The sequence below is a fragment of the Burkholderia lata genome (genome assembly GCF_902499025.1).
In the GTDB taxonomy this organism is placed as follows: domain Bacteria; phylum Pseudomonadota; class Gammaproteobacteria; order Burkholderiales; family Burkholderiaceae; genus Burkholderia; species Burkholderia lata_C.
The window spans coordinates 127,844-142,753 of record NZ_CABVPW010000009.1; the positions used below are offsets into that span (position 1 = coordinate 127,844).

Annotated in this window: 15 protein-coding genes; 4 read left to right on the top strand and 11 right to left on the bottom strand. The window is 66.3% G+C overall.

The features are described 5' to 3' along the window. Positions 1 to 39: 39 nt before the first annotated feature. Positions 40 to 1,191 carry an acyltransferase family protein gene (locus BDI24065_RS11425; protein WP_175031330.1) on the top strand — a complete coding sequence of 384 codons (1,152 nt, stop codon included), beginning with the start codon at positions 40 to 42 and terminating at the stop codon, positions 1,189 to 1,191. A gap of 8 nt (positions 1,192 to 1,199) precedes the next feature. On the opposite strand, the gene BDI24065_RS11430 is transcribed toward BDI24065_RS11425, so the two are convergent. The 4 genes from BDI24065_RS11430 to BDI24065_RS11445 form a co-directional block, all read right to left on the bottom strand. Further along, positions 1,200 to 1,712 (bottom strand): hypothetical protein, encoded by a 513-nt coding sequence (locus tag BDI24065_RS11430; RefSeq protein ID WP_175031331.1) that lies wholly within the window; start codon positions 1,710 to 1,712, stop codon positions 1,200 to 1,202. Between the two features lie 229 nt (positions 1,713 to 1,941). Then, the gene (locus BDI24065_RS11435; protein WP_175031332.1) at positions 1,942 to 2,397 is read right to left on the bottom strand and encodes a sodium:proline symporter; all 456 of its coding nucleotides are present in this window, start codon (positions 2,395 to 2,397) and stop codon (positions 1,942 to 1,944) included. 112 nt (positions 2,398 to 2,509) lie between these two features. Then, positions 2,510 to 3,178 carry a nitroreductase gene (locus BDI24065_RS11440; RefSeq protein WP_175031333.1) on the bottom strand — a complete coding sequence of 223 codons (669 nt, stop codon included), beginning with the start codon at positions 3,176 to 3,178 and terminating at the stop codon, positions 2,510 to 2,512. A gap of 187 nt (positions 3,179 to 3,365) precedes the next feature. Next, positions 3,366 to 4,352, bottom strand: a complete 987-nt coding sequence (locus BDI24065_RS11445; protein WP_175031334.1) for a LysR substrate-binding domain-containing protein — start codon at positions 4,350 to 4,352, stop codon at positions 3,366 to 3,368. Between the two features lie 57 nt (positions 4,353 to 4,409). On the opposite strand from BDI24065_RS11445, the gene BDI24065_RS11450 reads away from it, so the two are divergent. The 3 genes from BDI24065_RS11450 (at position 4,410) to BDI24065_RS11460 (ending at position 7,494) form a co-directional block, all read left to right on the top strand. Continuing rightward, positions 4,410 to 5,309: a DMT family transporter gene (locus BDI24065_RS11450; protein WP_175031335.1), complete on the top strand. Its 900-nt coding sequence runs from the start codon at positions 4,410 to 4,412 to the stop codon at positions 5,307 to 5,309. Between the two features lie 639 nt (positions 5,310 to 5,948). Continuing rightward, positions 5,949 to 7,103 carry a branched-chain amino acid ABC transporter substrate-binding protein gene (locus BDI24065_RS11455; protein WP_043183972.1) on the top strand — a complete coding sequence of 385 codons (1,155 nt, stop codon included), beginning with the start codon at positions 5,949 to 5,951 and terminating at the stop codon, positions 7,101 to 7,103. Positions 7,104 to 7,191: 88 nt separating this feature from the next. Beyond that, positions 7,192 to 7,494, top strand: coding sequence for an XRE family transcriptional regulator (locus BDI24065_RS11460; RefSeq protein WP_175031336.1), 303 nt, complete (start codon positions 7,192 to 7,194; stop codon positions 7,492 to 7,494). Positions 7,495 to 7,712: 218 nt separating this feature from the next. Here BDI24065_RS11460 and BDI24065_RS11465 read toward each other — a convergent pair whose 3' ends face one another. The 7 genes from BDI24065_RS11465 to BDI24065_RS11495 form a co-directional block, all read right to left on the bottom strand. Then, positions 7,713 to 8,621, bottom strand: a complete 909-nt coding sequence (locus BDI24065_RS11465) for a choline ABC transporter substrate-binding protein (RefSeq protein WP_438820004.1) — start codon at positions 8,619 to 8,621, stop codon at positions 7,713 to 7,715. Between the two features lie 79 nt (positions 8,622 to 8,700). Continuing rightward, the gene (locus BDI24065_RS11470; RefSeq protein WP_175031338.1) at positions 8,701 to 9,675 is read right to left on the bottom strand and encodes a GlxA family transcriptional regulator; all 975 of its coding nucleotides are present in this window, start codon (positions 9,673 to 9,675) and stop codon (positions 8,701 to 8,703) included. An 80-nt stretch (positions 9,676 to 9,755) separates the two neighbouring features. Next, positions 9,756 to 10,649: a LysR substrate-binding domain-containing protein gene (locus BDI24065_RS11475; protein ID WP_175031339.1), complete on the bottom strand. Its 894-nt coding sequence runs from the start codon at positions 10,647 to 10,649 to the stop codon at positions 9,756 to 9,758. A 131-nt stretch (positions 10,650 to 10,780) separates the two neighbouring features. After that, on the bottom strand, positions 10,781 to 11,365 hold the full coding sequence (locus tag BDI24065_RS11480; protein ID WP_254609733.1) for a thioesterase family protein: 585 nt from the start codon (positions 11,363 to 11,365) through the stop codon (positions 10,781 to 10,783). Beyond that, positions 11,331 to 12,332 carry a 3-hydroxyacyl-CoA dehydrogenase NAD-binding domain-containing protein gene (locus tag BDI24065_RS11485; protein WP_175031340.1) on the bottom strand — a complete coding sequence of 334 codons (1,002 nt, stop codon included), beginning with the start codon at positions 12,330 to 12,332 and terminating at the stop codon, positions 11,331 to 11,333. The genes BDI24065_RS11480 and BDI24065_RS11485 overlap by 35 nt, the downstream gene beginning before the upstream one ends. Before the next feature lie 66 nt (positions 12,333 to 12,398). Next, a complete protein-coding gene (locus tag BDI24065_RS11490) occupies positions 12,399 to 13,379 on the bottom strand; it encodes a PDR/VanB family oxidoreductase (RefSeq protein ID WP_175031341.1) in 981 nt (326 codons plus the stop codon). A gap of 77 nt (positions 13,380 to 13,456) precedes the next feature. Then, complete coding sequence (locus tag BDI24065_RS11495) at positions 13,457 to 14,884, bottom strand: gamma-aminobutyraldehyde dehydrogenase (protein WP_175031342.1); 1,428 nt, start codon at positions 14,882 to 14,884, stop codon at positions 13,457 to 13,459. Positions 14,885 to 14,910: the final 26 nt, after the last annotated feature.

The following is a 14,910-nucleotide window of genomic DNA, read 5'->3' on the forward strand; positions in this document are numbered from 1 at the left end:
CGATGCGGGTCATGACTGACCCACCCCACAGGCAATGCAATGAGCGCTCAGGACATTGCGGTCGAAGTCTCGTTCCGGACGGACCAGGCGGTTGCCGTGCATCGCGACGCCGGCCTCGACGCGTTGCGCGCCTGCCTGACGTTGCTGGTCGTGTTCCACCATTGCGCGATCACGTACGGCGCGCTCGGCGGGTGGTACTACCACGAGGTGGCCGCGGGGCCGTCGGTGGAATCCGCCCTGCTGACGCTCTTCTGCGCGATCAACCAGGCATTCTTCATGGGCCTGTTCTTTTTCCTGGCGGGCTACTACACGCCGCGATCCATCGATCGCAAGGGCGCCCCCCGCTTCCTCGCCGACCGGTTTCTCAGGCTCGGCTTGCCGCTGCTGGTGTACGGATTTCTGATCGGCCCCGCGACGATCGCACTGGCGCAGTCCGCCGCCGGCCGTCCGTTTGCGGATACGCTCGGCCACTTGTGGCGCCACGGCACGTTCGACAACGGCCCGATGTGGTTCGCCAAGGCGCTGCTGATTTTCAGTGCGGCTGCGGCACTCTGGAACACCGCGTTCGCGCGCACCGCGAGCCGACCCGTGCAGCATCCGTTTCCCTCCGACAGGACCCTCGCCACGGCGGCATGGCTGACGGGTCTCGCGGCACTGGCGTTGCGATCCCGATGGCCGGTAGGTGTCAACGTATGGGGGCTGCAGCTCGGGTATTTCGCCAGCTACGTCGTGTTGTACGCAGCGGGTTGCCGGGCAGCGCGCGCACGCTGGCTCGAGCATCTTCCGCCGCGGCAGGTCGGCACGTGGTCGCGCATCGCGCTGCTGACGCTCCCTGTCTTGCCGATCGTCTACCTTCTCGCGAAGCACGTTCCCGCGTTGCGCGGCCGCCCGGTCGACGTGGTCTACGCGTTCTGGGAACCGCTGGTCGCATGGGGAACGATACTGTTGCTCGCGAGCCGCTTTCAGCGACGCTTCAATCGACTGGCGGGCGTGTGGCAGCCGCTGGCGCGACGCGCATACACGATCTACATCATCCATCCGCCGGTGCTGGTCGGTGTTGCACTCGCATGGCAAAACGTGCCGGCGGCTCCGCTCCTGAAGTTCGCCGTGACCGGCGGTATCGCGTGCGTCACGTGCTATCTGATCGCCGGCCTCCTGCTTCGCGTGCCCAGGCTCGCATCGATCCTGTAGACGCCGCCTTAATGGCGCCGCATGCCACCCAATCCGCTCGCGCCGCCGAACTGATGCATGCCGCCGAATCCGTGGCCGGCGGTGCTGGCAGGGAATGCGCCATGGTGAAAACCGGCGCCGATCGGCATGCCGAAGCGGCGATGCTCCATCCCGTTGAAGTGGACGACGTGATCGACGTGGTGGAAATGGTGAAAGTGGTGGAAGCGATCGACGAAGACGAAGCCCACGCCCGCGCCGATGAAAAGCGGCGGCCCCCAGTACCACAGGTCGGCATACGGATAGTCCGTCGCCGGGTACCACATCACGCTGCCGTCGGGGCTCTGCACGAACTGCCAGGTGCCGTCGTCCTGCAGGCACGCACGCCCCACGATTTGCTGCTCCGTGCCGTCGATGTTCGCTTGCGCGACGACCGCACGGCAGTTCGTACTGGCATCCGCCAGATCGTCATACGTTTGCGCACAGACCGCTGCGGAACAGCCGAGACAGACGATACCTATCCCGGATCGAAACCAGTTGCACATGATCGGCTCCTGCCTGATTACCCCCGACCACTCGATCGCGGGCGCGGCTGACGGCGCCCGGCAGATCGGATTGCTCGCGCACGATTCATCGCGCGGCGCTCACGTGCCGCCGCTTCGTGCAGGGTCTCCTGACGGCTAAACGATGCAGCGCGCCAGCTTATTCCAGGGGTCTGGTGCGAATGATCGACGCGGGCGCCTTCGCCAGTGTTTGCCGCGATTTGCGCCCGGCCTAGCGTCTGGCGAAGCGGTAGGTAGCCGCAGCCGTGATCCCGAAAACCAGATGGGCCACGAGCGTGACGGCGCCACGAACCGGAATGAACCACGGGAAGATCGCGGTGAAGGCGTACAGGTTGACGCCGTACAGGATGAGGCCGAACGCACCGCCGGCGACGAGCGCCGCCGCGAGCGACAGGTTGCGAATCACCTTTGCCAGCACGGCCGCATAGACCAGCGACAGTGCCAGATGCACGAGGGTCGCCACCGCCATGACCTGCGGATCGAAGCCGGCGGACGCACCGAGCACGCCGCGCCCCATCACGATGGCCGCCGTGAGGCGCGTGTCGCGCAACAGGTTCCCGATGGCGTCGTCGCCGACGATCGGCCAGAGCAGCAGCTCGACGACGGTCGAACCGGCCGCCGCACCGAATGCTGCCCAGAGAACCGGGACGACACTGGCTCGTTTCAATTGGCGCTCCCGTCACAACCGGCCGCTGCATCGAGGCGACGTGCGCCCCGCCCGCTCCGGCGCCGGTCGGGCGGCGTGGGCCCGCGATACCGAGCCGGGCGGCCAGGCAAAATTACGACGCCCCTTCGCAATCCGACCAGTACGCGAAAGGATCGCGATGTTTCGGATAGTTTTCGTCCAGCCATTTCAGCAACGTCGCCCGCGCGTTGTCCATGTCGGCTTTCAGCGACGAAGTCGTCAGTTCGTGCACTTCGACGGACTTTTCGCGATCGATCACGAAGCAGTTCCAGTCGGGGCCATCGAGATCCGGATCGTCGGACGCCTTCGACGACTTGCCCCAGCCGAAGCCCTTGCGTGCGTCGATGTAGTATCGCGGATGCACTTTCAGATACGACATCTCGCCGCCCTGCAGGCTGCTCTCCGCGCGCAGCACGTCGTGCCCGTCGACGATCTGCGTGACTTCCGGAAGCCGGCGCGCGCGCCATCCGGCGGGCAGCGTCGCGATGGCCTTGACGCTGTCGTACATCCCCCACTCCAGCCCCCACGCTTCGGCCATGCGCTTCATGAATGCGTTCGCATTCGGATAGCCGCGCAACTGGATCCGGGTCGACAGCGTGACTTCGATACCGCCGCGCCCGCCGGTGCCGCCGGATGCGTCGTCTGCGTTCGCTTCGAACGGATTGCCCGGACGCGTCGCGCGCGTTGCATCCGCCGGCGCCATGCCCGAAAACAGCTGGTCGAGCGCGGCACGCGCTTTCGACGACTTGTCTGGCTTGTTCATTGTTGACCTCGCTTGCATCCGCACGGATGCATACATGTTCGAATCTCGTTCATCTCTCCACCTCATCGTTTTTCGCGGTCGCATTGTCGTCGATCCTGCGGCCGGGGCCTAGTGCCGCGTATCGCACACCGCGTTCTTCGTCGCCGCCCGCGTACCGTGGCGGGCCGTCGCAACGCGCTGGCCAGGGCTAGCCGCCTGCCCCCACCGCCGCCCGCATCCGCTCCATCAGCGCCAGCACCTCCGGCCGATTCTCCCCCTTCGCGTGCACGAAGTAATACCGGAGCACCGAATCGACCTCGTGCGGGCTCACGCGCACGAGGTCGCTGCGCTTCAGATAGGCGTCGGCGAGCGGGACGCGGGCCAGCGCCACGCCGAGCCCTGCCTCGGCCGCGGCCAGCACGAGGTTGTAATCCTCGAATCGGCGATCCTGCGCGCGCGGCTTGAACGGCACGCCCAAAGCATCGAACCAGGTGCGCCAGCCGGTCACATCGGAATCGTGCAGCAACGGCATGTCAAGCAGCGCGGCATCGCCGCGCCGGCGGCGCTCCTTCGCCAGTTGCGCGGCGAGCCGCGGATGCGCGACCGGATAAAGCCGCTCCGGCATGAACGCGCGGGTTTCGAGCTGACGCCAGTTGCCGCGCCCGTACCGGACCGACAGGTCCGCCTCGCCGCCGGCGATATCCACGTTGCGCAGATCGATGCCGAGCTCGATCCGCAATGCGGGCGCCTCGCTCTCGAGCGCATGCTGGCGCTCGAACAGCCAGAGCTGCGCGAAGGCCGGCACCACGCTCATCCTGACCAGCCGCGGCGTACGCGGCGAGCGCCATTGATCGGCCGCACTGTCGATGATCGCGAACGCCTGTTCGATCCGGCCGACGAAGCGCTGCCCGTCCGGCGTCAGCCGCACGCCGCGCGCATGGCGCTCGAACAACCGCAGGCCGAGCCAGTTTTCGACCGCGGCCACCCGCCGGCTGATTGCGCCGTGCGTCACGCCGGATACGTCGGCCGCGGCCAGGAACGAACCCTCGCGCGCGACCGTGCACACCGTCTCGAGGCTCGCGAGCGGCGGCCGCGATCCCGGCGCCGGCGCTGTGGCGGGCGACGCCGCCGGCGCGCGCTTCGCACGGGTTGAAGCACCGGCCGGCCGCCGGCTCGAGCTGTGAATCATGGTCATATCTGCGTGCTGATCTGTGCGCTAGCTTAGCATCTTGCCACGCCGCATCATTGCCGCATGAACACGCTCTCCACACCGTCGTCGCGCGCTGCGCGGCAGCCGCTGATCGCGGCCGGCGCGGTCGCCTTCACGATCGTTTCGTGGGCGTCCGCCTTCCCCTTCATCCGGATCGGCCTGCATGGCCTGACGCCGCTCCAGCTCGCGGCGGCGCGCTTCGCCACGGCCGCCGTGCTGATCGTCGCGTGGCTGATCGTGCGGCGGCCGCGCGTGCCGACCCGGAGCGACGCGCTGCGCTTCCTGCTGTGCGGCTTTCTCGGCATCGCGCTCTACAACGCGCTGCTCAATACCGGCGAGCAGACCGTCTCGGCCGGCGCGGCAAGCTTCATCGTGAACACGCTGCCGATCTTCACCGCGCTGCTGGCCGCCGTGTTTCTGGGCGAGCGCTTCAATCGCTGGGGCTGGGTCGGTTCGCTGGTCAGCCTCGCCGGCATCGCGGTGATCGCGCGCGGGCAGCCGGGCGGCCTCGTCCTCGGTGCGGGCAGCACGCTGATCCTCGGCGCCGCGTTGTGTTCAGCCAGCTATTTCGTGCTGCAGCGGCGGCTGATTCCGGTGTACGGCGCGCTGGCCTGCACCGCGTACACGCTGCTGGCCGGCGCGCTGCTGCTCTCGCCCTGGCTGCCGGGTGCGCTGGTGGCGCTGGGCCACGGCTCGCGCGACACGACGCTGGCCGTCCTGACGCTCGGCATCTTCCCCGCCGCGCTGGGTTACGCGACCTGGACGTTCGCACTCGGCTACTTCGGCGCGGCGCGCGCCGCCAACTTCCTCTATCTGACGCCGGCGGTCGCGACGGTCCTGTCGATGGCGCTGACGGGCGAGCAGCCCGGTATCGAGACGGTGTGCGGCGGCCTGCTCGCGATTGCCGGTGTGATCTTCGTCGCGTTGCGCGGACGCTCCTAGGATCGATGCTGAATCGGGCCGGCCCGATCGGCCCGACGATCCGCCAGCGAACCGGTCGAAACGACCCCCGAGGTTTGCGCAGCCGGATGCGTGGCGCGGGCTGTCGACTCGCGCCAGTTCGCCGACGCGGCCAGACTTGACCGTTAGTTGCGTTAAAAGGAAGGCATCGATCCGATGACATATGACCCTGCAACCGGACGCACGATCGAAATCGTCCAAACTGTGCAGACAAATCGACCGAACAGTTCCGGATTGACCGCACGTCAGTGTCCATGGCTTCGCCCCTGCCGCCGGCCGAATAATGGATGCGGCCGTAAGGCCGTCGACAGCGAATCGCAGCCTGTGGCCTGCCGCGGCGCACGATTTCCGGCATCCGGTGCCTTCGAATTCCGGGCGCCGGCCGTGCCGCATCGGCCCCGCTACGCGATTCGCTGCAGCGCGCAAAATCGGCTTCATATATATTCATACGAATTGCACCGTATCAGGCCCCGATTCGCCCGCTTACCCGGGCCGCACATCGAAGGGCGGGACGCGATGCAGTGAAGCCCATGATGGGTATGGAGACTCGTCAGATCGCCCCGACCTCGCCGTCGGCCGGTCGAGACGTCAATAGAAAGACATTCAAATCGGAGATGGCAGATGGAACGAAGCACTGTCGGCATGCGCTGCAAACCCCTGATCACCGTTGCACTGGCTGCCGCCGCGTTCGCGGCCGCGTCGACCGCGATGGCCGACCAGGTCGTGAAGATCGGCAGCGTCGAACCGACGACGGGCGGCATCTCGCACCTCGGCAAGGACAACGAGAACGGCGCGCGCCTCGCGGTCGAGGAAATCAACGCGAAGGGGCTGACGATCGGCGGCAAGAAGATCACGCTGCAACTCGACGCGCAGGATGACGCGGCCGACCCGCGCCAGGCCACCCAGGTCGCGCAGAAGCTCGTCGACGACAAGGTCGTCGCCGTCATCGGCCACCTGAACTCGGGCACGTCGATCCCGGCCTCGAAGATCTACAGCGACGCGGGCATCGTGCAGATCTCGCCGTCGGCCACGAACCCGACCTACACGCAGCAAGGCTTCAAGACGACCTACCGCGTCGTCGCGACCGACGCGCAGCAGGGCCCGGCGCTCGCGAGCTATGCGCAGTCGAAGGGCGTGAAGAGCGTCGCGGTGATCGACGATTCGACCGCGTACGGCCAGGGCCTCGCGAACGAGTTCGAGAAGAAGGCGAAGGCGCTCGGCCTGAAGGTGCTGTCGCACGACGCGACCAACGACAAGGCGGTCGACTTCCGCGCGATTCTGACCAAGGTCAAGGGCGAGAACCCGGACGCGATCATGTACGGCGGCATGGACGCGACCGGCGGCCCGCTCGCGAAGCAGGCGAAGCAGCTCGGCCTGCGCGCGAAGATCCTGTCCGGCGACGGCGTGTGCACCGACTCGCTGGCCGAACTGGCCGGCCCGGCAGCCGACAACGTGCTGTGCTCGCAGGCAGGCGCTGCGCTCGAGAAGATGCCGGGCGGCGCGGACTTCCTCGCGAAGTACCAGAAGCGCTTCAACCAGGGCATCAAGTTCGATGCGCCGTTCGCGTATGACGCGGTCTACATCGCGGTCGACGCGATGAAGCGCGCGAACTCGACCGACCCGGCGAAGATCCTCGCCGCGATGCCGTCGACGAAGTACGAAGGCGTGATCGGCACGACGACGTTCGATTCGAAGGGCGACCTGACGCACGGGATCATCTCGATCTACGGCTACAAGAGCGGCAAGAAGACGTTCCTCGACCAGGTGAAGATGTAACCCGCCGCGGCGCCGGCACGACGGGAACGCCACCCGTCGGCGCCGGCGCCGTGCGGGCCGATTTCTGATTCACGGAGACGAAAGCATCATGTGTGCAATGGCGTATGCGGAATTCCAACAGGAGTTGAAGAAAGCGCAGTTGACGGCGCGCGAGTTCGCCCGCCTGATCCGGATGAATGAAAGTTCGATCACGAACTATTCGAGCAAGGGCACGGTGCCATCCCATCTCGCGGTGATCGCGAAACTGATCGGTACGATGGCTGCGCACGAGATCGATTTCCGGCGCGTGATCCGGCAAATGCGGATCGAACCGAAACGGCCGCGCGGCGGCGGCACGTTTCCTGCGGCGGAAAAAACACGTTCCGAAACGCCCCACGACGACGAGTCGTAAGCCGCGGAAGGTTTGTTCCGCACCGATGGCCGATGGCCGTAGCAAGCGCCCGGTAGCCACCGCACTTCACTTGATGGCGAGTCGCCGCAGGATTCCCGGCGCCGCCATTCGCATCGATCGCGATCCCGCGACAGCACCGTCGCACCCTGCCGCACGGAAGACGCGACGCCACCCCTCCGCGCCGCGCCGCCCACTCGCCTGCCGCCGTCGAACCGCCGCTAGTGCGCCGCGAGATACGCTTTCACCGCCGGCAGCGCCGGCTTGCCATCGAACGTCGTGACGCCGGCCAGCCACTGGTCCAGCATCGGCGTGTTCCGTTTCAGCCATTCCGTCGCTGCCTGGTTCGGATCCTGATGGTTCATGATCGGAATCATCAAATGATTCTCGAGCTCGGTCGTGAAGTGCAGGTTCGACGCGAACTTCGCGACATTCGGGCACCGCGCGTCGTAATCCGGCGGCTCGACCGTGAACACCTTGGCCTCGCCATAGTTCGGGCCGAACACGTCATCGCCGCCGGACAGGTAATTGATCTTGTATTGCGCATTCATCGGATGAGGCTCCCACGCAAGAAACACGATCCACTGCTTGTCGCGAACGGCCCGGTTGAGCTCGACGAGCATGCCCGCCTCGCTCGACTCGACCAGCTTGAACTTGCCGATCCCGTCCTTGTTCTCCCGGATCATCTTGCCGATCAGCTGGTTGCCGTCGTTCCCCGGTTCGATCCCGTAGATGCGGTTCTGCAGCTTGTCCGCGTATTTCGGCAGATCCGCGAACGTCCTGAGCCCCGCCTGATACACGTAGTCCGGCACCGCCAGCGTGAATTTCGCGCCTTTCAGGTTCGGCTCGGGAAGGACCTTGATCGAGCCGCTCTTGACGAACGGCGCGATGATCGGGTCCATCGACGGCGACCAGTAGCCGAGGAAAATGTCGATCTGCTTGCTCTTGACCCCGGCAAACGTGATCGGCACCGATGCGATGGTCTTCGACGGGCTATAGCCCAGCGCGGACAGCATCGTGGAAGCCAGCCCGGTCGTGGCCGCGATGTCGCTCCAGCCGACATCGGCCATTCGCACGTTTCTGCAGGTCGCCGGCTCCGCCGCGCCGGCGGAATGTGCCGCAGCGGACATGCACAGCGCGGCGACCAGCGCCGCCAACCCAGTTCGATTCATGGTGATACCTCGCGTTGCGTCGTTGAAATGATCGGGATCAGGCCAGCGCACCGGCCGGTTCGCGTGCCCGGCGTTCGTGACTCGGTGCGTGTCCGAAGAACGTGCGAAAAGCCTTGCTGAAATGCGTGACGCTCTGGAATCCGCAGGTCTTCGTGACGTTCGCGATCGACATGTTCGAGTAGCGGATCAGTTTCCGCGCACGCTTCAACCGGAGGCCCACGTAGTACTCGTGCGGCGTCACGTCCAATGCCTCCCTGAAGACACGCTGCAGGTGGCGCATCGATACGCCCGTCAACCGGGCCAGGTCCGGTACCGTGAGCGGCTCTTCGATATTCGCCTCCATCAGCCGTACCGTCTCGATCAGTTCCTCGCGCGAAAAGCCCACGCGTGACGCAATCGGAATCGGCTGGGGATCGGACACGGCCCTGACCCGCTCGATCGAGAATTGCTCCGAGATGTGTCGAGCCATCGACGGCCCGAGATCCGACGCGATCAGGTGCAGCATCAGGTCCAGCGGTGCCGTGCCGCCGGTGCAGGTGAGGCGGTCGCGATCGATGGCGAAGAGTTCGTCGACGAAGCGGACGTCCGGAAACTCGGCATGCAGTTCGGACAGCACTTCCCAGTGAACCGCGCAGCGATAGCCGTCGAGCAGCCCGCTGGCCATCAGCGCATAGGCTCCCGTGCACAGCCCGCCCACCGCGACCCTGCGCTCGGCCAGGGTCCCGAGCAGCCGCTTCGTCCCGTCGTCCACGGCGTCGCGTACGTCCCAGCCGCCGCAGACGAACATCACGTCGGGCAAGCTCGCGGCCAGGTCCAGCGGGCACGCCGGCCCCGCGACGATGCCGTTGCTGGCGCGAATCGCCGTTTCGTCGACCGAGTAAATGGTCCATGCGTAGCGGGACAGGCCGAGCAGCTGGTTGGCCATTCGCAGCGCCTCGATCGCACTCGTCAGCGCGATCATCGAATACTTTTCCAATATCAGGAATCCGAAATGACTGAATGCCGATTTCATCGCATCGATCCTCTCAACCGCTATTCAACCGGCATCGTGCCTGCCGGACGGCACCCGCTTTCACCCGCCGCCGGATGCCCCTATTGCGCGCATTGCCCGACGATCCAGTCGCAGAAGATCCGCGCCTCCGGGCTCAGCAAGGTATCGCTCGGGTGCAGCAGATAAAACCCGCGGCCGGTCCGCACCGAGGTCTCGATCGGCCGCACCAGCACGCCGGTCGCCAGCATGTCGTCGGCCAGATAGCGCCACCCCATCGCGATGCCCTGCCCGCCCATCGCGGCCTGCAGGACCGCCGGATAGTTGTTGATGTAGAGATCCTGCCGCGGCTCGGTCAACGCGATGTCGTAATGCGCGAACCAGGTGGCCCAGTCCATCCAGTCCCAATGACGCGTCTCGAGATGGATCAACGTCGCGCGCAGCAGATCCTGCGTGCATTCCATCGGCGCGAGTCGCGCCAGATATGCCGGCGTGCACACCGGGAAGATCTCTTCCTCGAGCAGGAACCGCGCGTTGCAGGCCGGCCAGTAGCCGTCGCCGAACTGAATCGCCAGGTCCGCGCCTTCCCGGATGTTGCGCGTGTCCTCGTCCGACGCATCGACGTGAATGATGATTTCCGGATGCTCGGCCCGAAACTTCGGCAGCCGCGGAATCAGCCAGTGCGATGCGATCGCCAGATCCGCCGACACCGTGACCGTCGACGTGGACGCCTGCACGCGCAACTCGTACGCGGCGGCAGCCAGCAGATCCAGCGCCGCATTGACGGTCCGCTGAAACTTCCGCCCGCCGTCGGTGAGCGATACGGCCTTGTGTGACCGCACGAACAACGCGCAGCCCAGCGTTTCCTCGAGCAGCCGGACCTGCCGGCTGATCGCGCTCTGCGTCACGCACAGTTCCTCCGCGGCACTCGTGAAGCTTTCGTGCCGGGCCGCTGCCTCGAACGCGGTGAGATACGACAGCGGCGGGAGGTGCTTCAAGCGGCTAACCATTTCGGGGGCTTCTCTCGGGACGGAAGTCGGTCGGATTGCGGCGCGTCGAAGCGGACGGGCTGCCGGACCGGCGCAACGCGCATGGCCGCCCGAGCCGCGCAGGTTCATCGACGCGAACATCACTGCCCTTTCACCAGTGAAATGCCTCGACCCGCCTGCACCGGCCAGCGGGTATCTCGAAGCGCCGCGTGCAGCGCGTCGAGCCGCGCGAGCGTCTGCGCGCGAAACGCCGTGCTGCGCCGAAGCGTCATGTCCACATGCAGCAAAAGGGCTTCCATCGTAGCAAAGTGTCCGTCGTCGATCGGGTGCCGCATGGTCAGGAAAACCCGACATTTCTTGCTGTCGTGCTCGAGCACGCGGGCCGTGATGACGAACGGCACGCCCACGCCGATTTCCTTCAGGTAATGAACGACCGTCTGCAGCGTGTAGACCGACACCTGCTCGCGCGATCGGAACGCGTCGTCCATCCCGATGCAGTCCAGCCACCGATCGATCGACTCGCTGAACACGCGCACGTAGCAGGCGTCGTTCATGTGCCCGTTGTAGTCGATCCACTCCGCAAGTACCTGTCCTTCATGGACCACGAGTTCCGCGTGCATCTGGCGCCATCCTTCGACGTGTCGTCGACGTATGCCGGGCAGCGGCTTCCTGACCGGCGCCCGGCGGGTTTCATCGGGCCGCGACCTTCCGCTCGCCCACCACATCGATCGCGCGGGTCGGATACGCCGCGTCCGTGATCGCCTTGCTCGCTTCGACGATCTTGCGGTCGCGCTCCGCCGCCAGGTCGTGGAATTGCCGGCCGTCCTCTTCCGCCTTCACGCCGTCGACCAGCATCCGGATCGTCTCCGGATCGAGCGTCGGATGGCCGAGATCGTCCCACCAGCGATGGAACGACGGCGCAAAACGCTCGCAGAAGACGCCGAGCCCGTGGCCGCCGCTGCCGAGGTTGAACAGCATGTGCGGCCCCATGACCGACCATCGCAGGCCCGGGCCGGCAGAGACGGCCTTGTCGACGTCGCCGACCGTCGCGACCCCTTCGACCACCAGATGGATCGCCTCCCGCCACAGCGCCGCCTGCAGCCGGTTCGCGACGTGGCCCGGCACTTCCTTGTTGACCCGGATCGTGATCTTTCCGCATGCCGCATAGAAATGCTCGGCGAGCTCCAGCACGCCGGGCTCGGTCTTCTCGTTGCCCAGCAACTCGACCAGCGGAATCAGATGGGGCGGATTGAACGGGTGCCCGAGGATGAAGCGGCCCGGGTTCTTCCAGCCCGCCTGCATTTCCTTCACCAGCAGGCCCGACGCGCTGGAGCAGACAATCGCGCGAGGATCGAGATGATCCTCGATGCGCCGGTACAGCGCGTGCTTGACCTCGATCCGCTCGGGCACGCTTTCCTGCACGAACTGCGCGCGGGCCACGGCTTCCTCCGGTGTCGCCACGAAACGCAGCCGTCCCGGATCGCCCCGCCGGGCCAACCCCAGCCGCTCCAGGCTCGGCCACGCGTGACGCACATAGTCGCGAACGAACGCCTCCCCTTCCGGCGACGGATCGTATACGTCGACCTCCAGCCCGGCCGCCAGAAACAGCGCGGCCCAGCTTGCGCCGATCGTGCCGGCGCCGAGAATGCCAACGACTTCGATGCCATGAGGCATGTCATGCAGCGTGCTCATCGTGCTCTTCCATCCTGAATTCGAGTATCGGGAGACAGGCGGTCGTTATCCGCCCGCCGGGAGTCACTACAGGTCCAGCACCAGTCGAGGCGATTTCGACCGGGAACAACACACCGCCATCACGTCGTTCGCGCGCTTCTCTTCGTCGGTCAGGATGCAATCGCGGTGCTCCGGCACGCCGTCGACCACGTCGGTCAGGCATGCGCCGCACACGCCCTGTTCACAGACCGTGCTGATGTCGAACCCCGCGTGCTTCAGCACCTGCAGCACGCTCTTGTCGGCAGGCACGTCCAGGTCCAGGCCGGATTTGCACAGATGGATCCGGAACGCCGTGTTCGTCGCAGCGTCTGCCGTCGCGGCGGCAAAGCGCTCGAAATGCACGGTGCCCGCCGGCCAGTGCGATGCCGCGGCTTCCACCGCGTTCATCAGGCCGCCGGGACCGCAGCAATAGAGATGGCGACCTTCCGCCACGTCGGACAGGAGCGACCGGACGTCGAGCCCCTTGCGTGGATCGCCCCCGTCGAAATGCAGGTGCACGTGCGCCGCGAACGGCACACCGCGCCGCAGGAGATCGACGAACGCCGCGTCCTGCTCGCGCCGCGCGCAGTAGTGCAACGCGAACGGCTGCCCTTCGCCGAACAGGCGAGTCGCCATCGACAGGATCGGCGTGATCCCGATGCCGCCCGCGATCAGCAGCGACGACGTCGCGCCGGCCACCATCGGGAAATGGTTGTATGGCCCGCTGACCCGCACCTGCGCACCGACGCCCACCTGGTCATGAAGAAAGCGCGAGCCGCCACGGCTTGCCGGGTCCTTCAGTACGGCGATCCGGTAGGTTTTCCGGATCCCGGCCGCTTCATAAAGCGAATACTGTCGCGTGATGCCGTTTTCCAGATGGACGGCCACGTGCGCGCCCGGTTCATAGGCCGGCAGGTCCGCATCGTCTTCCCTGGCCAGTTCGTAGCTGCGGATACCGTTGGCCTCGTCGGCCACCGCCCGCACGATCAGCACTTGCCGGTCCAGCGCACCGCTTTGATGTTGCGTCATCGTTGCCTCTGCAGAGTGGATGCCGGGTAGTCGCCAGTCCATCGGCCTAGCGATACCCGCTCGCCGAACATCGTCCGCTACACGTGTGCGATCTGGACGTGCCGCACGGTCGTGTAGTTCTCGAGCGCGTAGACGGACATGTCGCTCCCGTATCCGGAAGCCTTCATGCCGCCGTGCGGCATTTCGGCGGTGGCCACGCCATGCGCGTTGATCCACGTGATGCCGCAACGCAGGCGTGACGCGACCGCCATCGCCTTGCCCACGTCGCCCGTCCAGATCGACGACGCGAGGCCATAGGGGCTGTCGTTCGCGTGATGGATCGCCTGCTCCGCGCCGCTGAACCGCGTGATGGAAATGACCGGGCCGAACACCTCGCGCTGGACGATCTCGTCGTCCTGCCGGGCATGCGCGACGATCGTCGGCTCGTAAAAGTAGCCGCCGCCGGCGACTTCACGCCCGCCGGTCAGGATCTCCACGTGGCGCAGGTCGCGCGCGCGGTCCACGAAGCCGGCGATGCGACGGCGATGGCCTTCGGAGATCACCGGCCCCATTTCGGTACGCGAATCGTCCGGTGCGCCGAGCCGGATCGACGCGACGCGATTCGCCAGATCCGCGACGAAGGTGTCGTAGATCCTGTCCTCGACGTAGAGCCGGCAAGGCTGCGCGCAATCCTGCCCGGCGTTGAAGAACGCAGCGCCGCGAATACCTTCGACGGCCGCATCCAGGTTCGCGTCGTCGAACACGATGACCGGTGCCTTCCCGCCCAGCTCCATGTGCGTATGCATCAGCTTGCGCGACGATGCCTCGAGAATCCGGCTCGCCGTCGCGGGGCCGCCGGTCAGCGACACGAGATCGATCTGACGATGGTTGATCAGCGCATCGCCCGTCGTGGCGCCACGGCCGACGACCACGTTGACGACACCGCGCGGAAAGATATCGGCCGCGAGTTCCGCGACACGCAGCGACGTCAGCGGCGTGAGCTCCGACGGCTTCAGGACGACCGGGCAGCCCGCCGCCAGCGCCGGAGCGAGCTTCCACGCCGCCATCATCAGCGGATAGTTCCACGGAGCGATCGATCCCACCACGCCCACCGCGTCGCGCCGGATCATCGACGTGAACCCGGCCACGTATTCGCCCGCGCTGGATGCCGACACGCACCGCGCGGCGCCGGCCATGAACCGAAACACGTCGACGGTCAGCGGAAGCTCGTCCGCCTTCACCGCGTGCAACGGCTTGCCGCAGTTCAGCGATTCGAGCGCCGCGAACTCGTCCGCGCGTTGCTCGATCGCATCCGCCAGCGCCAGCAGGCGTGCCGCGCGTGCGCCCGGCGGCGTCGCGGACCACGACGGGAATGCCGCGGCCGCCGCCGCGACGGCCGCATCGACCTGCTCGGCCGACGCGTCGCGCATCGTGACGACGGTTTCGCCCGTCGCCGGGTTGACGACCGGAAACGCTTCTCCGTCGCCCGCTACCCGCTCACCATTGATCAGGTTCATCGTTTGCATGACTAATCGACCTGTTTGAGATCCGG